The sequence below is a fragment of the Streptomyces sp. NPDC051183 genome (genome assembly GCF_040682455.1).
In the GTDB taxonomy this organism is placed as follows: Bacteria; Actinomycetota; Actinomycetes; order Streptomycetales; family Streptomycetaceae; genus Streptomyces.
In genome coordinates, this window is record NZ_JBFBBA010000019.1 from 113369 (window position 1) to 134191 (window position 20823).

General features: G+C 73.6%; 18 protein-coding genes and 2 tRNA genes. 18 read left to right on the forward strand and 2 right to left on the reverse strand.

The window, feature by feature from the left end; genetic code table 11:
• The first annotated feature begins 24 nt into the window (after positions 1 to 24).
• The 13 genes from AB0M99_RS18840 to AB0M99_RS18900 all read left to right on the forward strand — a co-directional run bounded on the left by AB0M99_RS18840 (position 25) and on the right by AB0M99_RS18900 (position 12843).
• The gene (locus tag AB0M99_RS18840) at positions 25 to 1134 is read left to right on the forward strand and encodes an ROK family transcriptional regulator (RefSeq protein WP_365921722.1); all 1110 of its coding nucleotides are present in this window, start codon (positions 25 to 27) and stop codon (positions 1132 to 1134) included.
• Between the two features lie 196 nt (positions 1135 to 1330).
• Positions 1331 to 2065 (forward strand): hypothetical protein, encoded by a 735-nt coding sequence (locus AB0M99_RS18845; protein WP_365921724.1) that lies wholly within the window; start codon positions 1331 to 1333, stop codon positions 2063 to 2065.
• Between the two features lie 145 nt (positions 2066 to 2210).
• Positions 2211 to 2981 carry a GntR family transcriptional regulator gene (locus tag AB0M99_RS18850; RefSeq protein ID WP_365921726.1) on the forward strand — a complete coding sequence of 257 codons (771 nt, stop codon included), beginning with the start codon at positions 2211 to 2213 and terminating at the stop codon, positions 2979 to 2981.
• 147 nt (positions 2982 to 3128) lie between these two features.
• Complete coding sequence (locus AB0M99_RS18855; protein ID WP_365921728.1) at positions 3129 to 4250, forward strand: TIGR03364 family FAD-dependent oxidoreductase; 1122 nt, start codon at positions 3129 to 3131, stop codon at positions 4248 to 4250.
• A 5-nt stretch (positions 4251 to 4255) separates the two neighbouring features.
• Complete coding sequence (locus AB0M99_RS18860) at positions 4256 to 4981, forward strand: phosphonatase-like hydrolase (RefSeq protein ID WP_365921730.1); 726 nt, start codon at positions 4256 to 4258, stop codon at positions 4979 to 4981.
• Positions 4978 to 6027 carry an ABC transporter ATP-binding protein gene (locus tag AB0M99_RS18865; RefSeq protein WP_365921732.1) on the forward strand — a complete coding sequence of 350 codons (1050 nt, stop codon included), beginning with the start codon at positions 4978 to 4980 and terminating at the stop codon, positions 6025 to 6027. Before AB0M99_RS18860 ends, AB0M99_RS18865 begins: the two co-directional genes overlap by 4 nt.
• Positions 6020 to 6973: a 2-aminoethylphosphonate ABC transporter permease subunit gene (locus tag AB0M99_RS18870; RefSeq protein ID WP_365921734.1), complete on the forward strand. Its 954-nt coding sequence runs from the start codon at positions 6020 to 6022 to the stop codon at positions 6971 to 6973. Before AB0M99_RS18865 ends, AB0M99_RS18870 begins: the two co-directional genes overlap by 8 nt.
• On the forward strand, positions 6960 to 7757 hold the full coding sequence (locus tag AB0M99_RS18875) for an ABC transporter permease subunit (RefSeq protein ID WP_365921736.1): 798 nt from the start codon (positions 6960 to 6962) through the stop codon (positions 7755 to 7757). The genes AB0M99_RS18870 and AB0M99_RS18875 overlap by 14 nt, the downstream gene beginning before the upstream one ends.
• Positions 7758 to 7806: 49 nt before the next feature.
• On the forward strand, positions 7807 to 8883 hold the full coding sequence (locus tag AB0M99_RS18880) for a 2-aminoethylphosphonate ABC transporter substrate-binding protein (RefSeq protein WP_365921738.1): 1077 nt from the start codon (positions 7807 to 7809) through the stop codon (positions 8881 to 8883).
• Positions 8884 to 9015: 132 nt separating this feature from the next.
• Entirely contained in the window at positions 9016 to 10545 is a 1530-nt protein-coding gene (locus AB0M99_RS18885) for an alkaline phosphatase family protein (protein ID WP_365921740.1), read from the forward strand.
• A 107-nt stretch (positions 10546 to 10652) separates the two neighbouring features.
• Positions 10653 to 11432, forward strand: a complete 780-nt coding sequence (locus tag AB0M99_RS18890) for an HAD-IIA family hydrolase (protein ID WP_365921742.1) — start codon at positions 10653 to 10655, stop codon at positions 11430 to 11432.
• 92 nt (positions 11433 to 11524) lie between these two features.
• On the forward strand, positions 11525 to 12187 hold the full coding sequence (locus AB0M99_RS18895; protein WP_365921744.1) for a hypothetical protein: 663 nt from the start codon (positions 11525 to 11527) through the stop codon (positions 12185 to 12187).
• Complete coding sequence (locus AB0M99_RS18900) at positions 12184 to 12843, forward strand: class F sortase (protein WP_365921746.1); 660 nt, start codon at positions 12184 to 12186, stop codon at positions 12841 to 12843. The genes AB0M99_RS18895 and AB0M99_RS18900 overlap by 4 nt, the downstream gene beginning before the upstream one ends.
• Before the next feature lie 167 nt (positions 12844 to 13010).
• Here the strand turns inward: AB0M99_RS18900 and AB0M99_RS18905 are convergent.
• Positions 13011 to 13084, reverse strand: a tRNA-Lys gene (locus AB0M99_RS18905).
• Positions 13085 to 13320: 236 nt separating this feature from the next.
• On the opposite strand from AB0M99_RS18905, the gene AB0M99_RS18910 reads away from it, so the two are divergent.
• From AB0M99_RS18910 to AB0M99_RS18930, 5 genes are all read left to right on the forward strand, one after another.
• Positions 13321 to 14724, forward strand: a complete 1404-nt coding sequence (locus AB0M99_RS18910) for a peptidoglycan-binding protein (protein WP_365921790.1) — start codon at positions 13321 to 13323, stop codon at positions 14722 to 14724.
• A gap of 11 nt (positions 14725 to 14735) precedes the next feature.
• Positions 14736 to 17078 carry an SPFH domain-containing protein gene (locus tag AB0M99_RS18915; protein WP_365921748.1) on the forward strand — a complete coding sequence of 781 codons (2343 nt, stop codon included), beginning with the start codon at positions 14736 to 14738 and terminating at the stop codon, positions 17076 to 17078.
• 203 nt (positions 17079 to 17281) lie between these two features.
• Entirely contained in the window at positions 17282 to 17905 is a 624-nt protein-coding gene (locus AB0M99_RS18920) for a lytic polysaccharide monooxygenase (protein ID WP_365921750.1), read from the forward strand.
• A gap of 26 nt (positions 17906 to 17931) precedes the next feature.
• On the forward strand, positions 17932 to 19656 hold the full coding sequence (locus tag AB0M99_RS18925; protein WP_365921752.1) for an AMP-binding protein: 1725 nt from the start codon (positions 17932 to 17934) through the stop codon (positions 19654 to 19656).
• A gap of 26 nt (positions 19657 to 19682) precedes the next feature.
• Positions 19683 to 19756: transfer RNA gene (locus tag AB0M99_RS18930), tRNA-Lys, on the forward strand.
• Between the two features lie 106 nt (positions 19757 to 19862).
• Here AB0M99_RS18930 and AB0M99_RS18935 read toward each other — a convergent pair.
• Positions 19863 to 20621, reverse strand: a complete 759-nt coding sequence (locus AB0M99_RS18935; protein WP_365921754.1) for an IclR family transcriptional regulator C-terminal domain-containing protein — start codon at positions 20619 to 20621, stop codon at positions 19863 to 19865.
• Between the last annotated feature and the right edge of the window lie 202 nt (positions 20622 to 20823).

The window sequence follows — 20823 nt, forward strand, 5'->3', positions numbered from 1 at the left end:
GCAAGGAGGGTGGAGAATGGGCGGGTGAACAGGGGCGATGAGGGCGGTAGCGGTACGGGCGGAAGCGGTACGCGCGATGGGCGCGGCGGGGTGAACCTGCCGGCGCTGCGCGGGCACAACGACGCGCTCGTACTGGACCTGCTGCGCGGCGCCGGCCCGGCGGGGCTGGGGCGCGGCGAGCTCGCCGGCCGTACGGGGCTCACCCCGCAGGCGGTCAGCAAGATCACGGCGCGGCTGCGGGCCGAGGGGCTGGTGGCGGAGGCCGGCCGCGAGCCCTCCACCGGCGGCAAGCCGCGGACGCTGCTGCGGCTCGCGCCGGGGGCGCGGCACGCGATCGGGGTGCAGCTCGACCGCGACGAGCTCACAGCGGTACGGGTGGACCTCGCGGGCCGCGTCCTGGAGCGGTGGCGGGGCCCGCTGGACTTCGGGGCCGGTCCGGAGGCGGTCGTGGAAGCGGTCGTACGGGGGGTAGCGCGGGTGGCGGACCCGGCCGGGCCCCCGCTCGGCGTGGGGGTGGCCGCGCCGGGTCCGCTGGACTGGCGGGCCGGGGTGCTGGGGCGCGTCACCGGGCACCCGGAGTGGGAGGGGTTCCCGCTGCGGGAGGTCCTGGCGGGGCGGCTGGGGGCTCCGGTGCGGCTGGACAAGGACACCAACGCGGGTGCGGCGGCCGCGGCCGGCTTCGGCGACGGCTCCGCGGTGTACGTGCACCTCGGCACCGGGCTGGGCGCGGGACTCCGGCTGGGCGGCGAGGTGTACCGCGGGGCCCGTTCGGCGGCGGGGGAGTTCGGCCACCAGGTGCTGTCGCTGGACGGGCCGCCGTGCCGGTGCGGGGCGCGGGGCTGCGCGGAGGTGCTCTGCCTGGCCGCGGTGGCCCGCGGGGACTCGGCGCGGGCGGCGCGGATCGTGGGCGAGGCCGCGGCGAACCTGGTCGCGCTGCTGGACGTGGACCGGGTGCTGCTGGGCGGGCGCGTGGTGGCGGCCGCCCCGGAGGTCTTCGTGGACGGGGTCCGCGCGGTCCTGGCGGCTCGCGCCCTCACCCCGGCCCCGCCCGAGGTCTCCCTGTCCCCGACGAGCGTCGCCGAAGGCGCGGCGGAACTGGCCCTGACCCCCTTCTTCGGTCGCGGCACCCCGTAGCCGGGCTGCGGCCGGCGTCCGGTCGTGGCGTCGGCCATCGGGTGGGTTGACCGGGTGGCCGAATGGGGGTAAACCCGAGTGATCCGGGCGTGGCGGCGGAGGGGGGTCGCGCACGCGTGGCAGGGTGCGGGCAGGGCCGGAGTGATTGTCGCCTGGTCCGACCATCGTCCTGTCCGGCGAGTAGCGAAGGCCCTCCATGCGACTGCGCAAAGCCCTTGCCCTCGCCGCCGTCCTGGTCGCCGCCGCCGCATCCTCCGCGGCCGCGGACATCGGCACCGGCGGCGGAGCCCGCCCCGCGCCCGCGCTGCCCTCCCGCGTGGAGGCCACGTGCGGGGACGCGAAGGCCCCGCAGTTCCCCATCGGGGCCCGGATCCGGGGCGGCCCGGCCGTGTACCGGACCGGCGGGGACGCGCAGGGCTGGTACCTGGACCTCACCAACACCACCGGCGGTGAATGCAGCGCCATCCACCCGGTGGTGGTGTTCACGGACACGGCCCGCGCACTGCGGCCGGCGCACTTCCGGATGGAGTTCGACACCCAGGGCGGCACCTTCCCCGTCAGCATGGAGCGCACCGACCGCGACGAGATCATCGCCGTGTTCGACGGGGGCGACGCGTTCTCCGGTTTCACCGTCGGTGCCGGCGGGTCCCTGACCGTCAAGGTCCGGCTCGCCTTCACCCCCGACGCCCCGCACGGCGAGGCCGTCGCCGACGCGGCCCTCGTGCAGCGCAAGGGCGACGACGGCGACTGGGTCGGCGAGGCCGGCGGCTACCGGTTCACCGTGGAGGGGCCGGACGACGGCGGGGCGGGCTCGCTCGCGGACACCGGCCCGCGCGGGACGACGTACGCGCTCGGCGCGGTGGCCGCCCTGGCCGCCGGCAGCGGCCTGCTGCTCGGCGCCCGCCGCCTCCGCCGCCCCGCCGCCCACTGACGCGCCGCCGCCCCCCCCCGGCCGGCTGTCCCGCAGCCCCGGCCCGCACCCGCGGCGGGATCCGCGCCCCGGCGGCCCGGACCCCGCCACCGGCGCCCCCCGCGCCCCGTGATCTCCGTACACCTCGCCCACGTACAGTCCGAGGGTGGAAGAACAGACCCGGTATCAGCCCCATCGGCCCGGCCGGCCGGTGCGTTCCGGTATTCCGGAGCACGGCCGCATCCCCAAGTACTACGCCGTCAAGGCCCGCATCGCCGAGCTCCTCGACGAGCTCGGCGAAGGCGGGCTGCTGCCCACCGAGCGCGATCTCGCCGAGCGGTACGAGGTCTCGCGCGAGACCGTCCGCCAGGCCCTGCGCGAGCTGCTGCTGGAGGGCCGGCTGCGCCGCTCCGGCCGCGGGACCGTCGTCGCCGGGCCGAAGCTGGAGCAGCCGCTCTCGCTCGCCAGCTACACCGAGGGCGTACGCCGCCAGGGCCGCAGCCCCGGCCGCCACCTCATCGGCCTGGAGCAGTTCCCCTGCCCGCCCGACCTGGCCGCCGGCATCGGCGCCGAGCCGGGCGAGCCCGTCTGGCACCTGGAGCGCGTACTGCTCGCCGACGACGAGCGCGTCGGCCTGGAGAGCACCTACATCCGGGTCGCCCGCGCACCCCGCCTCGACGGCGATTTCCAGCCGGACTCCTCCTTCTACGGATACCTCCGCGACAGCCTCGGGATCTCCTTCGGCGACGCCGACGAGAAGCTGGAGACGGTGCTCGCGACCCCCCGCGAAGCGCTGCTGATCGGCACCCCGCCCGCCCTCCCGATGCTGCTCATCCACCGCTTCTCGCGCGACCAGGACGGCCGGCCGCTGGAGCGGGTGCGTTCGCTCTACCGTGGCGACCGGTTCAGCTTCACGACCCGGCTGCGGCCCGAATAGTCCCCGGCCGAACAGCCATTAACGGAAGAAAGGCATGTACTGACATCACGGAATGGTAACGGGTCTGGTCCAAGCGTCGGAGGCTGTTCACCGGCCCGTTGCCGGGGGGATCCCCCGGGTCCATGGGCCGCGGCCACCGTGGACGCCGTGAGAGTCATAGTCGTCGGAGGCGGCGTGGTCGGCACCATGCACGCCTGGCAAGCAGTCGAACGCGGCCACGAGGTCGTCCAGATCGAGCGAGAAGCGGAGGCCCGCGGAGCATCCCTGCGTAATTTCGGCCAGATCTGGGTCAGTGGACGGGCCGGGGGCGAGGAGCTCGACACCGCCCTGCGGGCCCGTGAGCTCTGGGAGCGCATCGGCGCGGAGGTGCCCGGCCTGGGCTTCCGTGCGATCGGCTCCCTCACCCCCGTACGGGGCGCCCACGAGTACGCGGTCGCCGAGGCGGCCGTCGCCCGCCCCGACGCCGCCGCCCGCGGCTACGAACTGGTCACCGCCGCCCGGGCGCGGGAGATCAACCCGGCCCTGCGCGGGGACTTCGAAGCCGCCCTGTGGTGCGAGCGCGACGCGGCCGTCGAGCCGCGCACCGCGCAGCCGTACCTGCGCGAGGCCCTCCGGGCCACCGGCCGCTACACCTTCCTGCCCGGACGCGAGGTCCGCGAGGTCGTCGGCGCGGGCGCCGTCCGCGACGACCACGGCGACGTCCACCGGGGCGACGCCGTCGTCCTCGCCACCGGTGCATGGCTGTCCGGCCTGGTCCGCGAGCTGGTCCCCGACCTGCCCGTGCGCCGGGTCCGGCTCCAGATGATGCAGACCGCCCCGCTGGGCGAGCCGCTGACCACCTCGGTCGCGGACGCCGACAGCTTCCGCTACTACCCGGCGTACCGGGGCGAGGCCCTCGACGCGCTGGGCGCCGCGCAGGCGCAGGCCCCGATCGCCGCCGCCCACAGGATGCAGCTCCTGATGGTCCAGCGCCAGGACGGCGGACTGACCATCGGCGACACCCACGAGTACGAGCACCCCTTCGCGTTCGACACCCTCGAAGACCCCTACGACCACCTCACCGGGGTCGTCGAGTCCTTCCTGGGCCGCCCGCTGCCGAAGATCACACGGCGCTGGGCGGGCGTGTACGCGCAGTGCACCGACACCACCCGCGTCGTCCACCGCCAGCAGGTGGCCGAAGGCGTCTGGCTGGTGACGGGCCCCGGCGGCCGCGGCATGACCTGCTCGCCCGCCATAGCCGAGACCACCGCCGACGAACTGGGCTGGTAAGCACAATGACCCAAGAAGAGTCCACCGAGTCCGAGAAGCCCACCAAGTCCAACCTCATCGTCCTCGACATGGCCGGCACCACCGTCGCCGACGGCGGCCTCGTCGAGCGCGCCTTCGAGCGGGCCGCCGAGCACCTCGGTGTCGAGCCCGGCAGCGCCGACCACGCCGCCAAGCTCCAGTACGTACGCGACACCATGGGCGAGTCGAAGATCTCGGTCTTCCGGCACCTCTTCGGCACCGAGGAGCTCGCCCGGCGCGCCAACTCCGCCTTCGAGGAGGCCTACGGGGGGCTCGTCGAAGGCGGTCTCGTCGCCCCGCTCCCCGGCGCCCGCGAGACCATCGAGGAACTCCGCGCCGACGGCCGCACCGTCGTCCTGACCACCGGCTTCGCCCGCGTCACCCAGGACGCCATCCTCGACGCCCTCGGCTGGCGGGACCTGGCCGACCTCACCCTGTGCCCCGCCGACGCGGGCGGCCGCGGCCGGCCGTTCCCCGACATGGTGCTGGCCGCCTTCCTGCGCACCGGCGCCGTGGCCGACGTACGCCACACCGTGGTCGCCGGCGACACGGCGTACGACATGCTCAGCGGCAGCCGCGCCGGGGCCGGGATCGTCGCGGGCGTCCTCACCGGTGCCCACGACCGCGCGGCGCTGACCGCGAACGGCGCCACCCACGTCCTCGCCTCCATCGCCGGACTCCCGGCGCTGCTGGCCCAGGAGTCCGGCGCGTGAGCGGCATCCGGTTCGACTCGGTCTCCGTCGCCTACGGCGGCAACACCGTCCTGGACTCCCTCGACCTGACCGTCGAGCCGGGCGAGGTCATGGCGCTGCTCGGCCCCTCCGGCTCCGGCAAGACCACCGCCCTGCGCGCGGTGGCCGGCTTCGTACGGCCGGTCCGCGGCCGGGTGCTGATCGGCGGCCGGGACGTCACGGCGCTCCCGCCCCACAAGCGCGGCATCGGCATGGTGGTCCAGCAGTACGCGCTCTTCCCGCACATGCGGGTCGAGGACAACGTCGCCTTCGGGCTGAAGGCGCAGAAGGCCCCCAAGTCCGAGGTCCCCGGCCGCGTCGCCGAGGCCCTGGAGATGACCGGGATGGCCGCGTACGCCAAGCGCTACCCCCGCGAGCTCTCCGGCGGTCAGCAGCAACGCGTTGCCATCGCCCGCGCGCTCGCCATCCGCCCCGGCGTGCTCCTGCTCGACGAGCCGCTGTCCGCGCTCGACGCGCAGCTGCGCTCCGGAATGCTCACCGAACTCGCCCGGCTGCACCGCGAACTGCCCGACGTCTCGATCCTCTACGTCACCCACGACCAGGTCGAAGCGCTCACCCTGGCCGACCGGATCGCCGTCATGGACAAGGCCCGGCTGCAGGACTGCGGCACCCCGCAGGAGCTGTACCGAGCCCCGCGCACCGAGTTCACGGCCTCCTTCGTCGGCAACGCCAATCTGCTGCCGGTGACCGTGGCCGACGGCGGCGCGCTCTTCGCCGGGCGCGCGCTCGAACTGGACCCCGGCCGGGCGGCCGCCGGCGCGCGCGCCACGCTGTGCGTACGGCCGCACCTGCTCGGCCTCGGCGACGGCCCCAACGCCCTGAGCGGCACCATCACCGAGGTGCAGTGGCGCGGTGCGACGCACCGGCTCTACGTCGACGTCGGCGGCCACCGGGTCAAGGCGGACCTCCCGGAGCTGCGCGAGACCCCGGCCCTCGGCGACCGCGTCACCCTGCACTTCGAGCCGCGCGACGCCGTGCTGCTGGCCGCGGGGGTGTCCGATGGCTGAGGCCGCGCCGCGCACCGAGGCCGTCCCGGCCCAGCGCGCCGGACGCGGTGTGCCCGCCGAGCCGCGCGGGGGAGGCGGGAAGCGCACCACCCCGCAGGAGCCCGGCCCCGCCGCGCGGGCGCCCCGCGGGGTTCCGCGCTGGGTGTGGTCCCTGCCGCCCGTGGCCGTGCTCGCGGTGGTCTTCCTCTACCCCCTCGCACTGGTCGTCCAGCAGTCCCTCACCCCCGAGAACGGCGGCGGCGCCTTCGACGCGTACGCCTCCGTCTTCGCCTCGCGCGGCTTCCGCGAGGCCCTCGGGACCACGGTGTGGCTGGCCGTCGGCGCCACCGCGGGCTGCCTGGTCCTCGGCTTCGTGCTCGCGCTGGTCATCGCCTTCGTCCCCTTCCCCGGGGCGCGCGCGGTCGCGAAGTTCATCGACGTCTTCCTCTCCTTCCCCTCCTTCCTCATCACCCTGGCCCTCCTCTTCCTCTACGGCACGGTCGGCATGGCCAACGGGCTGTGGACCGACGTGTTCGGCGTCGCGGACGGCCCCTTCCGCTTCCTGACCACGCCGTGGGGCGTCCTGCTCGCGGAGATCACGTACTTCACGCCCTTCGTGATGCGCCCGCTGCTCGCCGCCTTCTCGCAGCTGGACACCGCCCAACTGGAGGTGGCCTCCTCGCTCGGGGCGAAGCCGGGCCGGATCATCCGGCGGGTGATCCTCCCCGAGGCCCTCCCGGCCCTGGCCGCCGGCGGCAGCCTCGTCCTCGTCATGTGCCTCAACGAGTTCGGGATCGTCCTCTTCACGGGAGCCAAGGACGTCACCACGCTCCCGATGCTCATCTACGGCAAGGCGATCCTCGAATCCGACTACTCGGCCGCCTGCGTGGTCGCCGTCGTCAACATCGCGATCTCCGTCGGCCTGTTCGGCCTCTACCGGGTGGTGGGCAAGCGTGCTGGTGCATAGCAAGACCGGCCGCTGGGCGGCCTGGGGCCTCTTCGGCCTCCTCTTCCTGCCCCTCTTCGCCCTGCCGCTGCTCGTCGTGGTCGCGGCCTCCTTCGCCACCCACTGGTCCGGCGCCTTCCCCTCCGGCCCGACCACCTCGAACTACGCCTCCGCCGTCCAGGGCGAATCCCTCCAGGCGCTGACCACCTCGCTGGTCACCGCCCTGGTCGCCAGCCTGCTCGCGCTCACCGTCGGCAGCTGGGCGGCGCTGGCCGCGGACGCGCTGGGCAAGCGCGGGAAGCGGTCCCTGGACGCGCTGTTCGTGCTGCCGGTCGCCGTGCCGTCGGTGGTCGTGGGCCTCGCCGTGCTCGTGGCGTTCAGCAAGCCCCCGCTGCTGCTCAACGGCACCAGCTCGATCGTGATCCTGGCGCACACGATTCTTGTCACGGCGTTCGCCTACCAGTCGGTTTCGGCCGCCATCATGCGTCTCGATCCCGCGTACGAGCAGGCGGCGGCCTCCCTGGGCGCCCGTCCCTCGTACGTGCTGTGGCGGGTCAAACTGCCCCTCCTGCTGCCGTCCCTCACCGCGGCCGCAGGGCTCTGCTTCGCCCTGTCCATGGGCGAGCTGAGCGCCACGATGATGCTCTACCCGCCGGACTGGCTGCCCCTGCCCGTCCGCATCTTCACCGCCACCGACCGCGGTTCGCTCTTCAGCGGCTCCGCCGTCGCCGTGGTCCTGATGGCCACCACCCTGCTGGTGCTGCTGGCCGTCTCGCGCATCCGCACCAAAGCCTCGTACCGCTGAGGTCTCCGCTGCTTCCCCCGCTGACTCCCTTTCCCCGTAAGGAAGTTCCATGCCCAGCAAGCTCCTGCTCCGTACCGCCGCGGCCGTCACCGGCAGCCTCGCCCTGGCCGTCTCCCTCACCGCCTGCGGCGGCTCCTCCACCGCGGACTCCAAGGACGGCGGCGAGAAGGTCGTCACCGTCTACAGCGCCGACGGCCTCAAGAGCGACAAGGGCGACGGCTGGTACGACAAGGTCTTCGCCGACTTCACCAAGAAGACCGGCATCGAGGTCAAGTACGTCGAGGGCGGCTCCGGCGAGATGGTGCAGCGCGCCGTCCGCGAGAAGACCAACACGCAGGCCGACGTACTGATCACGCTGCCGCCGTTCATCCAGCAGGCCGACGGCAAGGGCCTGCTCCAGGCCTACAAGCCGCAGGGCTCCGACAAGGTCAAGGGTGCCGACAAGGCTGCCGACGGCAAGTGGACCTCGGTCGTCAACAACTACTTCGGCTTCATCTACAACAAGAAGGAGCTCGCCGCCGCCCCCAAGACCTGGGAGGAGCTGCTGGACGGCAAGTACAAGGGCAAGCTCCAGTACTCCACGCCCGGTGTCGCGGGCGACGGCACCGCCGTGCTCATCAAGTCGATGCACGACTTCGGCGGCAAGGAGCCGGCGCTGGAGTACCTGAAGAAGCTCCAGGCCAACAACGTCGGCCCGTCCTCCTCCACCAGCAAGCTCGCGCCCAAGACCGACAAGGGCGAGCTCCTCGTCGCCAACGGCGACGTCCAGATGAACTTCGCGCAGTCCAAGTCCATGCCGAACCTGGGCATCTGGTTCCCCGCCAAGGACGGCGGCAGGCCCACCACCTTCGCCCTCCCGTACGCGGCCGGCCTGGTGGACAGGGCCCCGCACACCGAGAACGGCAAGAAGCTCCTCGACTACCTCCTCAGCGAGGACGCCCAGAAGCTGGTCAGCGGTGTCGGCGGCGGCTTCCCGGCGCGCAGCGACGTCAAGCCCACCGATGCCAACGCCGTCGAGCTGACCAAGATCATGGGTGGTGTCGAGATCTTCGAGCCGGACTGGGCCGACATCGACAAGAACCTCACCTCCTACGTCGACGCGTGGAAGTCGGCAACCGGAAGCTGACTGGTCGCCTCCTGGTCACCCCCGACCAGGACAGTGACACTTGCATAACGGGTCTGGACCGAAGACCGCACCTTCGGTCCGGACCCGGCGCATGTCCGAGCGCCTTCCCCACGATTACTCCCGGAGGAGTACGTGCCCACTGTCCTGTCCGGACGGACCCTCGCCGTGGCCGCCACCGCCACTGCCCTGCTCGCCACCGCCCTCGGCGCGCACGCCGCCACCGCCGCCCCGGCCGCCAAGGCCGCTGCCAACACCGACAAGGTCCTCGTCATCGGCATCGACGGCGCTGTCCTGGACCGCGTCAAGGTCGCCGACGCCCCCCACCTGAACGGTCTGATGGCCCAGGGCCTCACCGCCCGCAGCAGCCTCTACGCCGCCCCGATGGGCGCCACCTCCTCGGGCCCGGGCTGGTCCACCATCGCCACCGGCGTCTGGCCCGACAAGCACGGCGTGAAGGACAACTCCTTCACCGGCAAGAACTACACGGCGTACCCCGACTTCCTGACCCGCATCGAGAACGCCAAGCCGGCGCTCAACACGTACGCGGCCGCCGACTGGGAGCCGGTCACCTCCACCGACCAGAACGGCCCGATCTTCTCGGCCAAGGTCGACAAGCGCCTGAGCCTCAAGGGCGACCGCGACGGCTACGGCAGCGAGGACCCGAAGATCGCCGCCGCGGCAGCCGCCGAACTGCGCGACCAGAACCCGGACGCCGCCTTCGTCTACCTCGGCGAGATCGACCACGCGGGCCACACCTCCGGCGCCGCCAGCCAGGAGTACCTGAACACCATCGCCCGCGTGGACAAGCTGGTCGGCCAGCTCCTCACCGCCGTCCAGTCCCGCCCGACGTACGGCCAGGAGAACTGGAAGATCGTGGTCACCACCGACCACGGCCACACCGCCACGGGCGGCCACGGCGGCTCCAGCATCGCGGAACGCGGCACCTTCGTCATCGCCAAGGGCGCCGGGATCCCGGCCGGTTCGGTACGCGACGACGTCAAGCTCGTCGACGTCGCGGCCATCGCCCTCGGCCAGGTCGGCGTCACCAGCCCCGCCATCGACGGGCTTCCGCTGAACGCCCCGGACAGCGACCCCTTCGACACCCTGCGCCCCAGCCTCCAGGCGCGCGTGGACGAGACGGGCATCCCGGCCGGCACCAAGGGCTTCACGCACACCCCGCCGGCCGGCTGGTCGGTCGACAACTCCAGGATGGGCACCGGCGGTGTCACCGAGTGGGCCGGCTGGGCCTTCGCGACGGACGAGTTCTGGAGCCAGTCGCAGCGCGACCAGTGGCGCGAGCTGAACGTCCGCTCCCGTGACGTGTTCGCCGTGGCCGACTCCGACGAGTGGGACGACAAGACCCACACGGGCACCTTCGACTCCACGCTGGTCACCCCCAAGTGGGCGGTGTCCGGCGGCACCACGAAGAACCTGACCTTCCAGACGCACTACCGCCACGAGACGGGCCAGACCGCCCAGGTCCTGGTCTCCTACAACGGTGCCGCCCCGACGGTGGTCAAGACCTACACAGCGGACGCCGTCGCCCGCTCCGAGTCGCTCGCGCTCCAGGTCCCGGCCGGCGCCACCGACGTCCAGATCCGCTTCCGCTACAGCGGCACCAACAACTGGTTCTGGACCGTGGACAACGTCCGGCTCGGCTGATCCGTCCGGGCCGTGGACGCCGAACGCGTCCGCGGCCCGGCCCGGATAGGGTGGTAGAGACCACAGGTCCCAGAGGTCAGACGCCACCGAGAGCGGAGAACAGTCCAGTGGCAGAGCGCAAGCCGATCGAATCCTGGCTCACCGACATGGACGGGGTCCTCATCCACGAGGGCACCCCGATCCCCGGCGCCGATGCCTTCATCAAGCGGCTGCGCGACTCCGGCAAGCCCTTCCTGGTGCTGACCAACAACTCCATCTACACCCCGCGCGACCTCCAGGCCCGCCTGAGCCGCATGGGCCTCGACGTTCCGGTCGAGAACATCTGGACCTCGGCGCTGGCCACCGCGAAGTTCCTCGACGACCAGCGCCCGGGCGGCACGGCGTACGTCATCGGCGAGGCCGGTCTGACCACCGCCCTGCACGACATCGGCTACATCCTCACCGACCACGAGCCCGACTACGTGGTCCTGGGCGAGACCCGCACCTACAGCTTCGAGGCCATGACCAAGGCCGTCCGGCTGATCAACGGCGGCGCCCGCTTCATCTGCACCAACCCCGACGAGACCGGCCCCTCCACCGAGGGTCCGCTCCCGGCCACGGGTGCGGTCGCCGCGCTGATCACCAAGGCGACCGGCAAGAAGCCGTATTTCGCCGGCAAGCCCAACCCGCTGATGATGCGGACCGGTCTGAACGCCATCGGCGCGCACTCCGAGAGCAGCGCGATGATCGGCGACCGGATGGACACCGACGTACTGGCCGGGCTGGAGGCGGGGATGCAGACCTTCCTCGTACTGACCGGACTGACCTCGGTCGAGGACACCGAGAAGTTCCCCTACCGGCCCACCAAGACGGTGAACTCCATCGCCGACCTGGTCGACCTCGTTTAGCGCGTTCGGCTGACTCGTACGGGCCAAGAGGGCGCCGCTCCGGATGCGGCGCGTCGCGTCGCGCGTGAATCTCCTTGTTGAGGAGGTTCACCATGCGCACCGATCCGATCGCTCTCCGTGCCGCCGGGGTGGCCGTCGTCCTGACGGCCCTCACCGCCGTGACCGCACCCATCGCCCTCGCGAACGAGGGGAACCGCGGCAGCGTCTCGGCCGACCCGAACCCGGCCGAACCGGGGGCGCAGGTCAAACTGCGCGTCCACGGCTGCGACGCCGACTGGGCCGTCGCCCAGTCCTCCGTGTTCGTGTCCGAGGTCCGGCTGTCCTCCGGCCGCGACGACCGCCGCACCCTGTGGGGCGACGCGATGATCCGCTCCTGGGCCGATCCGGGCCGGCACGACATCCGGGTGAAGTGCGGCGGCCGGGGCGGCGACCGGGAGTGGGGCTCCATCGAGATCGTCCGCCGCCGCGACCACCACCCCAACCCGCACCACACGCCCGTCTGGCCGGTCCACGCGGGCGGCGGCGGCATGGCCGCGGAGCTCGCCGAGAAGGCGGAGCTCGCCGAGGCGGCCAAGGCCGGGAAGAACGCCGCGGCGCCGCAGGCGGGCGAGCAGGCCGCCGCTGCCAAGCGCAACCACGAGGGCGACGGCCCCGGTCTGCCGCACACGGTGATCGGCGCCATCCTCGCCGCCGTCGCCACCCTGGCGGTCGCGGGCCGGGCGCTGACCTTGCGCCGTCGCCGCAGCGGCGAGTGAACGAGGGCCGGGCCGGCAGCGGCGGCCGGCTGCTGACCTTCGCCGCCTGGTCGGTGCTGGTGCTCGGGCTGTGGCTCTGGGGCCGCGAGATCACCGGGGTCCCGGCCCCGCTCACCGGTCAGGCCGGGGGCTCGGCGCTGCCGGGCCTGCCGGCCGCGCACGCCCCGCTGGAGGCGGCCGCGCCCGCGCGGGTCGACGTACCGTCCATAGGCATCCAGGCCCCGGTGATCGCCCGGGACCTGGACCCCCAAGGCGCGATCGACCCGCCCCCGTACGACCGGCCGGGCGCGGTGGGCTGGTGGCGCGCCGGCGCCCAGCCGGGCGCGGCCGGGACCGCGCTGATGGTCGGGCACGTGGACACGAAGTCCAAGCCGGCCGTGTTCTACGGCCTGAGCTCGGCGCAGCCGGGCGACAAGGTGCGCGTGGTGCGGGCGGACGGATCGGTCGCGGAGTTCACGATCGAGGACGTACGGGTCCACGAGCGCGCGGGCTTCGACCCGGACAAGGCCTACGGGCCGCGGGTCAGGGGCAGGGCCGAGCTGAGGCTGGTGACCTGCGGCGGCACCTACGACAAGACGAGCAAGCAGTACACGGCGAACGTGGTCGTGTCGGCCTACCTGACGGGCGTCGGGGTCCGGCCCGGCACGGCGGCGTGAGGAAGTTCCGCTCCGGCCGCCGGCCGGCCGGCCCTCGACCGCGCGGGAGTGCCCGGAGCGCGGGAGGAGTCCGGGAACCGGCGGGAGGCCCGCCCGCCACTGTAGGGCCGTAGGGCACGACGAAGAAGCCCCCCGCAGCTTTCGCTGCGGGGGGCTTCCTCCGTCTGTGCGCCGCCAGGGACTCGAACCCCGGACCCGCTGATTAAGAGTCAGCTGCTCTAACCAACTGAGCTAGCGGCGCTTGCTGACAGGGAAAACTCTACCCCACCTCCGGCGGTGCTCGTGACCAGCCGCGCCCGCGTTGTCCGATTAACCCATGTTTGGGGGGTTTATCGTGCACGATATGTCTGGGTCAGGCCGTATCTGACGCCCCGCCAGATGCGGCCCGCCCGATCAGTGGCAGCAGGGGACGAGCAGGGGAGTGGACGGAACCGCATGACGACGCAGCCTCCGAAGCACGTGTGCACGCCGACGTCGATGCCGATGCCCGTTTTCGAGGAGTACGAGCCCGCCGGCGACTGCGTGTGCCGGGGCTGCGCGCAGCGCCGTCGCGCTCTCGCACGCGGCCGGGCCATACGGCTGCGCGACGGCGGACACCCCGCCGCGCGCGGGGCCCGCCGGGCGCTGGTCCTGGCCACCGCGGCGGGAGTGGTGCTGGGCGGTGGCGGCGGGGCCGCGGTGGCGGTGACGGCGCAGAGCCCCGAGGCCGTCTCGCTGGACGACCCCGGCTCGCCGCAGGGCGAGAAGTCCCCGCTGCACGGCCGTCCGGCGAAGCCGGGGCCGGTGGGGACGCCCGGGCGGCCGGGGGCGCCGCCCGCGGTGAAGCGGATCGACCGCACGACGATCGTCAAGCGGGCGAAGCTGTGGCTGGACGCGCAGGTCCCGTACAGCATGACCGAGTACTGGACGGACGGCTACCGGCAGGACTGCTCGGGGTACGTCTCGATGGCCTGGAACCTTGGTACGAACGAGTGGACCGGCAGCCTCGACACCTTCGCGACCAAGATCACGAAGGAGGAGCTGCTGCCGGGGGACATGCTGCTCTTCCACAACCCGGCGGACCCCAACAAGGGCTCGCACGTCGTGCTCTTCGGCGGCTGGGTCGACGAGACGCGGGGCCACTACGTCGCCTACGAGCAGACCCGGCCGACGACGCGGAAGCAGGCTACGCCGTACGGGTACTGGAACAACTCGGCGAAGTACATCCCCTACCGGTTCAACGGGGTGACGGGCGGGATCGTCCCCGAGCCCCCGGGTGCCGAAACGCCCGCCGAGCCGCCCGCCGAGCCGCCCGCCGAGCCGCCCGCCGAGCCGCCCGCGCCGGGCGCCAAGCCGGTGGTCTCGGCGACCTTCCCCGGCGCGTCGAAGTTCGGCCCCGGCGCCAGCAACGAGTACGTCGCCCAGCTCGGCGGGATGCTGATCGAGCGCGGCGGCGCCCGCTTCTACCCCCAGGGCGCGGGCAAGCTGTGGACCGACTCCGACCGGCTGGCCACCCAGGCCTTCCAGCGCGCCCAGGGCTGGACTGGCGCCGACGCCGACGGCATCCCGGGCGAACACACCTGGCGGCTGCTGGCCCTGCACCAGGGCAAGGACATCCCGCCGACGCCGGGCAGCGCGGTGGGCGCACCCGGCCCGTCGGGGGTCCCGGCCTACCCGGGGCGGGCCGCCTTCCGTCCCGGGGCGTCCCACCCGTCCATCACCGCCCTCGGCCGCCAGCTGGTGAAGAAGGGCTTCGGCAAGAACTACACGTCCGGCCCGGGCCCCCGCTGGAGCGAGGCCGACCGCCGCAGCGTCGAGGCCTTCCAGCGCGCCCAGGGCTGGCGCGGCGCCTCGGCCGACGGCTATCCGGGCCCGGAAACCTGGCGCCGGCTGTTCGTATGACGGAGGCAACGATGTACCCCACGCGCACCACATCGACCACGGGCACCCTCCAGGTCCCCCCGGCCCTGCCGATGGCGCCCCTTGCGCCGGAACCCACCCCGCCCCCCGCGCCGAGCCCCGGCGCGGGCTCCGCGCCGGAACCCGCCTCCGGCTTCGCGCCGGGCCTCGGCGCGGGCGGCGCGTCCGGCTCCGCGCCGGAACCCGCCGCGGATTCCCGGCCGGGCTTCGCACTGGGCCCCGCCCCGGGCCTCGGCTCGGCCCTCGCTCCGGAACCGTCGGGCTTTGCGCCGGGCGTCGCGCCGGACGCCGGCTCGGGCTTCGCGCCGGGACACGCCGCGGATTCCGTGCCCGGCCGGGCGTCGGGCTTCGGCTCGGCCCTCGCTCCGGGCTTCGCGCCGGAACCCGTGTCCGGCTTCGCGTCGGAAGCCGCCGCGGATTCCGCGCCGGGCCTCGCTTCGGGCTTCGGCTCGGACCTTGCGTCGGGCCGGGCGTCGGAGCACGCCCCGGGCCTCGCGCCGCACGCCGGGTTCGGTCTTGCGACGGAGCCCGCGGCGCGGTCCGTGGTCCCGGCCGAAGCCTCGGGGCAGTCGGTCTGCGACGTGCCGGCGGCGCGGGTGGAGACCGAGGCCGAACCGGTCCATGCCGCTACACCGGCGCCGGGTGTGGACATCCCGCACCCCCAGGACGAGGCGGCCCACGCGGACGTGGCCACCCAGCGCCTGCGCACGCCCGAAGCCGTCCTCGCGGCCGAGCCCGCGTACGGGCAGCGCCACCCCTGGCCCGCGGTGGTCTCCGCCGGGGCGGAACAGCACGCCCGCTCCGCGGACGAGGCCGCGCCGTACGTCCGGGACGCGGCGCCGCCCGTGCCCGAGCCCTGGCCCGCCCCGGTGGCCCTGGCCGCGGCGCAGCCGCCGGCGCCGGCCCCCGAGCCCGTGGCCCCGTACGTACGGGACATGCCCGCACCGGCGCCCGAGCCCGAGCCCGAGGCCTTGTACGTACGGGACATGCCCGCACCGGCGCCCGAGCCCGAGCCCGTGGCCCCGTACGTACGGGACATGCCCGCACCGGCGCCCGAGCCCGAGCCCGAGGCCTTGTACGTACGGGACGAGCCCGCCCCGGGGTACGGGCCCGCCCTGGACCGCGAGTCCGTCGCGGAAGACGCGGCGCCCGAACCGGCGGCCCCGTACGTACGGGACGAGCCCGGCGCGGGGGAGGCGGCGCCCGAGGCGGCCGCCGTGCCCGGCGTCGCGGTGGCGGACATCGTCGCCCGGGCCGTGGCCCGGGGCATGGAGGACGACACGCTCGACCTGCCCGCCGTCGGCCGCGTCCGCGGCACCGCGGTGACCGACGTGCCGGTGCACCTGCCCTTCCGCGGGGCCGCGCAGGCCCCGGCCCCCGCCCAGGCCCGGCGTCCCGCCACCCGCCGCCCGGCACCCGCCCCCGGACGCCGGGTCCCCCGCGGGGACGACCGGCTCCGCGAGCACCGCGGCCCCGTCATCCCCGGCTGGATCGGCGTCGCCGTCGGCGGCATCGCCCTCACCGGCTGCGCGGCGGTGCTCTGGCGGGCCGGGGCCGTCCCCGCCCCGCTCGTGGCCGCCTTCGGCGCGACCCCCCGCGCCTACCGGGGGCTCCAGGCGACGCACTGGCCCCCGCTCGCCTTCCTCGGCATCGTCGCCCTCCTCGCCCTCGGCGGGCTCGGCCGCGCCCGGACCGGCCACGCCTGGGTGCTCACCCTCTTCGGCCGCTACCGCGGCACGGTCCGCCGTACCGGCCTGACCTGGGTCAGCCCCCTGCTCCTGCGCCGCCGGGTCGACGTACGGCTGCGGCACTGGCGCAGCGATCCGATGCCCGCCGTCGACTCCGGAGGCCTCGCCCTCCAGGTCGTCGTCCAGGTCGTCTGGCAGGTCAAGGACACCGCCCGCGCCACGCTCGCCGTCGCCGACCACACCGAGTACCTGGCCGAGCAGGTGGAATCGGCCATGGCCCGGGTGCTGTCCCAGCTCCCGGCCGACGCCTTCCACGAGGACGCCCCGACCCTGCGCGACGCCGAGGCCGTCGGCGACGCGCTGACCCGGATGCTGGCGGCCGAGACCGAGGCCGTGGGCGTGGAGGTGTACTCGGCGCAGCCGACCCGCATCGAGTACGCGCCCGAGGTGGCCGAGGCCATGCGGCGGCGCCGGGTCGCGGCGATCGACGCCAAGCACCGGGACACCGTGCTGACCTCGGTGGTGGACGCGGTCGACGACACCGTCCACCGCCTCACCTCGCGCGGGCTCGTGGAGCTGGACGACTACGAGCGCAAGGCGCTGGTGAAGGACCTCACGGTCGCCTTCTACACGGGGCGCGCGGAGTAGGCGGCGACGCGGCGTCGGCAGGGGCCCGGGCCGCCGGGCGGAGCCAGGAGAACGGGTGGAGCCGGAAAGGACCGGACCACCCGTTCTTCCGTTGGTATGGACATGGCCAACTCCCGTCAATAATCTGAGACTTGGTCTAGACCTAAAACATCCCCACGCGTGCGCACGCTCTCGTCGAACTCCCCCCACGTTCAAGGAGCATCATGCGTAACATCCGCATGCCCAGATCCGGCCAGGCCAGGAAGGCCGGCGCCGCCGCGGTCGGCCTCGGCGTCGTCACCGCCCTCACGCTCCTCACGGCCCCCACCGCGAGCAGTCACGGCTACACCGACACCCCCATCAGCCGCCAGAAGCTCTGCGCCAACAAGACAGTCGCCGACTGCGGAGCCATCCAGTGGGAGCCGCAGAGCGTCGAGGGCCTCAAGGGGTTCCCGGCCGCGGGCCCCGCCGACGGCAGGATATGTTCCGCGGGCCTCACGCAGTTCGCGGAGCTCGACAACCCCCGCGGCGGCGCCTGGCCCACCACCAAGGTGACCAGCGGGCAGAGCTACGGCTTCCGGTGGCAGTTCACCGCCAACCACTCCACCACCGACTTCAAGTACTACGTCACCAAGAACGGCTGGACCGGCACCAGGACCCTCACCCGCGCCGACCTCGAACCCCAGCCCTTCCTCACGGTGGCCTACAACGGGGCCCGCCCCGCCATGACCACCGTCCACCAGGGCGCGATGCCGAGCGGCAAGAGCGGCCGGCACCTGATCCTGGCGGTCTGGACGGTCAACGACACGGCGAACGCCTTCTACGCCTGTTCCGACGTTCAATTCTGACGATACGTCAGCTACCCTCCGGCGGCATGCGGACGACATCCGGAACCGTCGCGGAGCTCATCGCGCGCCAATGGGGCGACCACCGGCCAGGACTGGCATTCGAGGAGACCGTCCTCAGCCGCCACCGGACCGCCCAGGAGGCCGCCGCGCGCGCCGCGCTGCTCGTCGACCTCCTGCCGCCGCGGGCGGAGCCGCACATCGGGGTGCTGCTCGACAACACCCCCGAGTTCCCGTTCTGGATCGGCGCGGCGGCCCTCGCGGGGGCCGCCGTCGCCGGAATCAACCCCACCCGGCGCGGCCCGGAGCTGGCCCGCGACATCCTGCACACCGACTGCCGGATCCTGGTGACCGAGCGGACCCACCTGCCGCTCCTCGACGGGCTCGCGCTGCCCGGCGTACGGATCCTGGTGACCGACACCGAGGAGTACGCGGCCCTGCTCGCCCCCTACGCGGCGGCCGAACCCGGCGCGGCGACGCTGGGCGGCCGCCCGCCCGGCCCGCAGGACCGGCTGCTGCTCTACTTCACCTCGGGCTCCACGGGCGCCCCCAAGGCGGCCATCTGCACCCAGGGCCGGCTGGCCGGTGCCGGGGGCTCCCTCGCGCGGCACTTCGCGGTCACCCCGGACGACGTCCACTACATCTGCATGCCGATGTTCCACGGCAACGCCGTGATCGCCGACTGGCTGCCCGCGCTGGCCGGCGGGGCCTCGGTGGCGCTGCGCCGCCGCTTCTCGGCGTCCGCGTTCCTCGACGACGTCCGCGCGTACGGGGCGACGTACTTCACCTACGTCGGCCGCGCCGTCCAGTACCTCCTGGCCACCCCGCCCCGCCCGGAGGACCGCGAGCACTCGCTGCGCCTGGGCTTCGGCACCGAGGCGGGCGCCGTGGACGCGGCGCGCTTCGCCGAGCGCTTCGGGGTCCGGCTGGTGGAGGGCTACGGGGCCACGGAGGGCGGGGCGTCCGTACAGCGCACGCCGGACACCCCGCCGGGCGCCCTGGGCCGCGCGGGGGCGGGGGACGACCTGGCGGTCATCGATCCCGGGACCGGCCTGGAGTGCCCGGCGGCCGTCCTCGACCCGCGGGGCCGCCTGCTCAACGGGGCCGAGGCGATCGGCGAGCTGGTCAACAAGGGCCGCAGCCTCTTCGAGGGGTACTGGCGCAACCCGGACGCGGAGGCCGCGCGGACCCGCGACGGCTGGTACTGGACCGGGGACCTCTTCTTCCGCGACGCGGACGGCTTCCTCTACTTCGCGGGCCGTACCGACGACCGGCTGCGCGTCGACAGCGAGAACCTGGCCGCGGCGGTGATCGAGAACATCCTGGCCCGCTGGTCCGACGCGGCCGCGGTCGCCGTGTACGCGGTCCCGGACGAGGTCGCGGGCGACCAGGTCATGGCGGCCGTGGCCCTGCGCGAGGGGGCGAGCTTCTCCCCGGACGCGTTCGCGGCCTTCCTGGCCGCGCAGCCGGACCTGGGCACCAAGATGGCCCCGCGCTACGTCCGCGTCCTCGACGCCATGCCGACCACGGCGACGAACAAGGTCCACCGGGTCGGCCTGCGCCGCGCGGGTTTCCTTCCCCGGCCGGCGCCGGGAGGCGCCCCCGGCCCGGACCCGGTGTGGTGGCGGCCCCCGGGCGAGGCGGCGTACCGGCTCCTGGACGAAGCAGCGCTGGCCGGGCTCCTCGCGGCCTACCGGGCCCAGGAGCGCCTGGTCCTCCTGGAGCGGGGCAATGGTTTTGAGCACCCCGGATGACCAGGTAGTATTTTCTCTGTCAGCAGGCGCCGCTAGCTCAGTTGGTTAGAGCAGCTGACTCTTAATCAGCGGGTCCGGGGTTCGAGTCCCTGGCGGCGCACCTGTCCTTCGGGCGGTTTCCGGTTCACCGGGAACCGCCCGAAGTGTTTTCCGGGCCTCCGCCTGCGGCCCTCCCCCTCCGGCCGGGGCCGCAAGGATCACAGGGGTCACAGGGTGAGCGACAGCAGCAGGGGTGCGGCCTTGCGGTTCAGGGCGTCGGCCGCGGCCCGCAGCCGGTGGGCGTGCTCGACCGGCAGCGACAGGGCCAGGCAGCCGACCGAGGAGCCGGCGGTGATCGGGACGGCCGCGCAGACGGTGCCCACCGCGTACTCCTGGAGGTCGAGCATCGGCACCGTGGCCGGCTGGCTGTCCAGCTTCGAGAAGAGGATCCGCTCGTTGACGATCGTCTTCGACGTCAGCCGGGCGATCTTGTGGCGGGACAGGTGGTCGCGCCGCCCGTTCAGGTCGAGCTGGGTCAGCAGGCACTTGCCGACAGCGCTGGCGTGCGCCGCCGAGCGGAAGTCGACCCACTCGTGCACCTTCGGCGTGCGGGGGCTGTCCGCGAACTGCGTGATCCGGACCTCGCCGTCCACGTACCGGCTGATGTAGACCGCCGCACCCACCGAGTCCCGCAGCCGGTCCAGGGTCTCCTGCAGCTTGCTCTGCAGGGCCGTCTGCCGGTCCACTCCGGAGCCGAGCAGCACCAGCGAGTCGCCTATGGCATAGGCGCCGTCCGACACCTGGAGCACGTACCCCTCCCGGCGCAGCATGAGGAGCATCGGCGCGAGGTGGACCGCGGGCAGGCCGGTCTCTCGTGCGATCTGTACATCGGTCACGCCGCCGGTATGGCGGGCGACCGTTTCGAGTACGCGCAGGGCGTACTGCACCGAGTGGAACGGCGCGGTCGGCTCGGGCTTCAGCGCCACGGTTTCCCCCTAGCAGGTTGTTACCGCTTGCCCTACCACGATAGCCATCAAGAGGCCCACGTGGAGCGCCTGTTGATGAGATTGATGGCTCAATCATGTCCCCCTGCCTGGATCTACCCGCTTGGCATATGCCATGGTCACGCGCGGTGTCCCGGAGTGCCGGGAATGCCGGGCCGTCATCGAGAGTTCGAAATCCTCGTAC

Coding starts and splice junctions, on each gene's coding strand:
- AB0M99_RS18845 (WP_365921724.1), top strand. CDS start 1,331: ATGCGACTGCGCAAAGCCCTTGCCCTCGCCGCCGTCCTGGTCGCCGCC.
- AB0M99_RS18860 (WP_365921730.1), top strand. CDS start 4,256: ATGACCCAAGAAGAGTCCACCGAGTCCGAGAAGCCCACCAAGTCCAAC.
- AB0M99_RS18870 (WP_365921734.1), top strand. CDS start 6,020: ATGGCTGAGGCCGCGCCGCGCACCGAGGCCGTCCCGGCCCAGCGCGCC.
- AB0M99_RS18880 (WP_365921738.1), top strand. CDS start 7,807: ATGCCCAGCAAGCTCCTGCTCCGTACCGCCGCGGCCGTCACCGGCAGC.
- AB0M99_RS18895 (WP_365921744.1), top strand. CDS start 11,525: ATGCGCACCGATCCGATCGCTCTCCGTGCCGCCGGGGTGGCCGTCGTC.
- AB0M99_RS18910 (WP_365921790.1), top strand. CDS start 13,321: ATGCCGATGCCCGTTTTCGAGGAGTACGAGCCCGCCGGCGACTGCGTG.
- AB0M99_RS18915 (WP_365921748.1), top strand. CDS start 14,736: ATGTACCCCACGCGCACCACATCGACCACGGGCACCCTCCAGGTCCCC.
- AB0M99_RS18920 (WP_365921750.1), top strand. CDS start 17,282: ATGCGTAACATCCGCATGCCCAGATCCGGCCAGGCCAGGAAGGCCGGC.
- AB0M99_RS18925 (WP_365921752.1), top strand. CDS start 17,932: ATGCGGACGACATCCGGAACCGTCGCGGAGCTCATCGCGCGCCAATGG.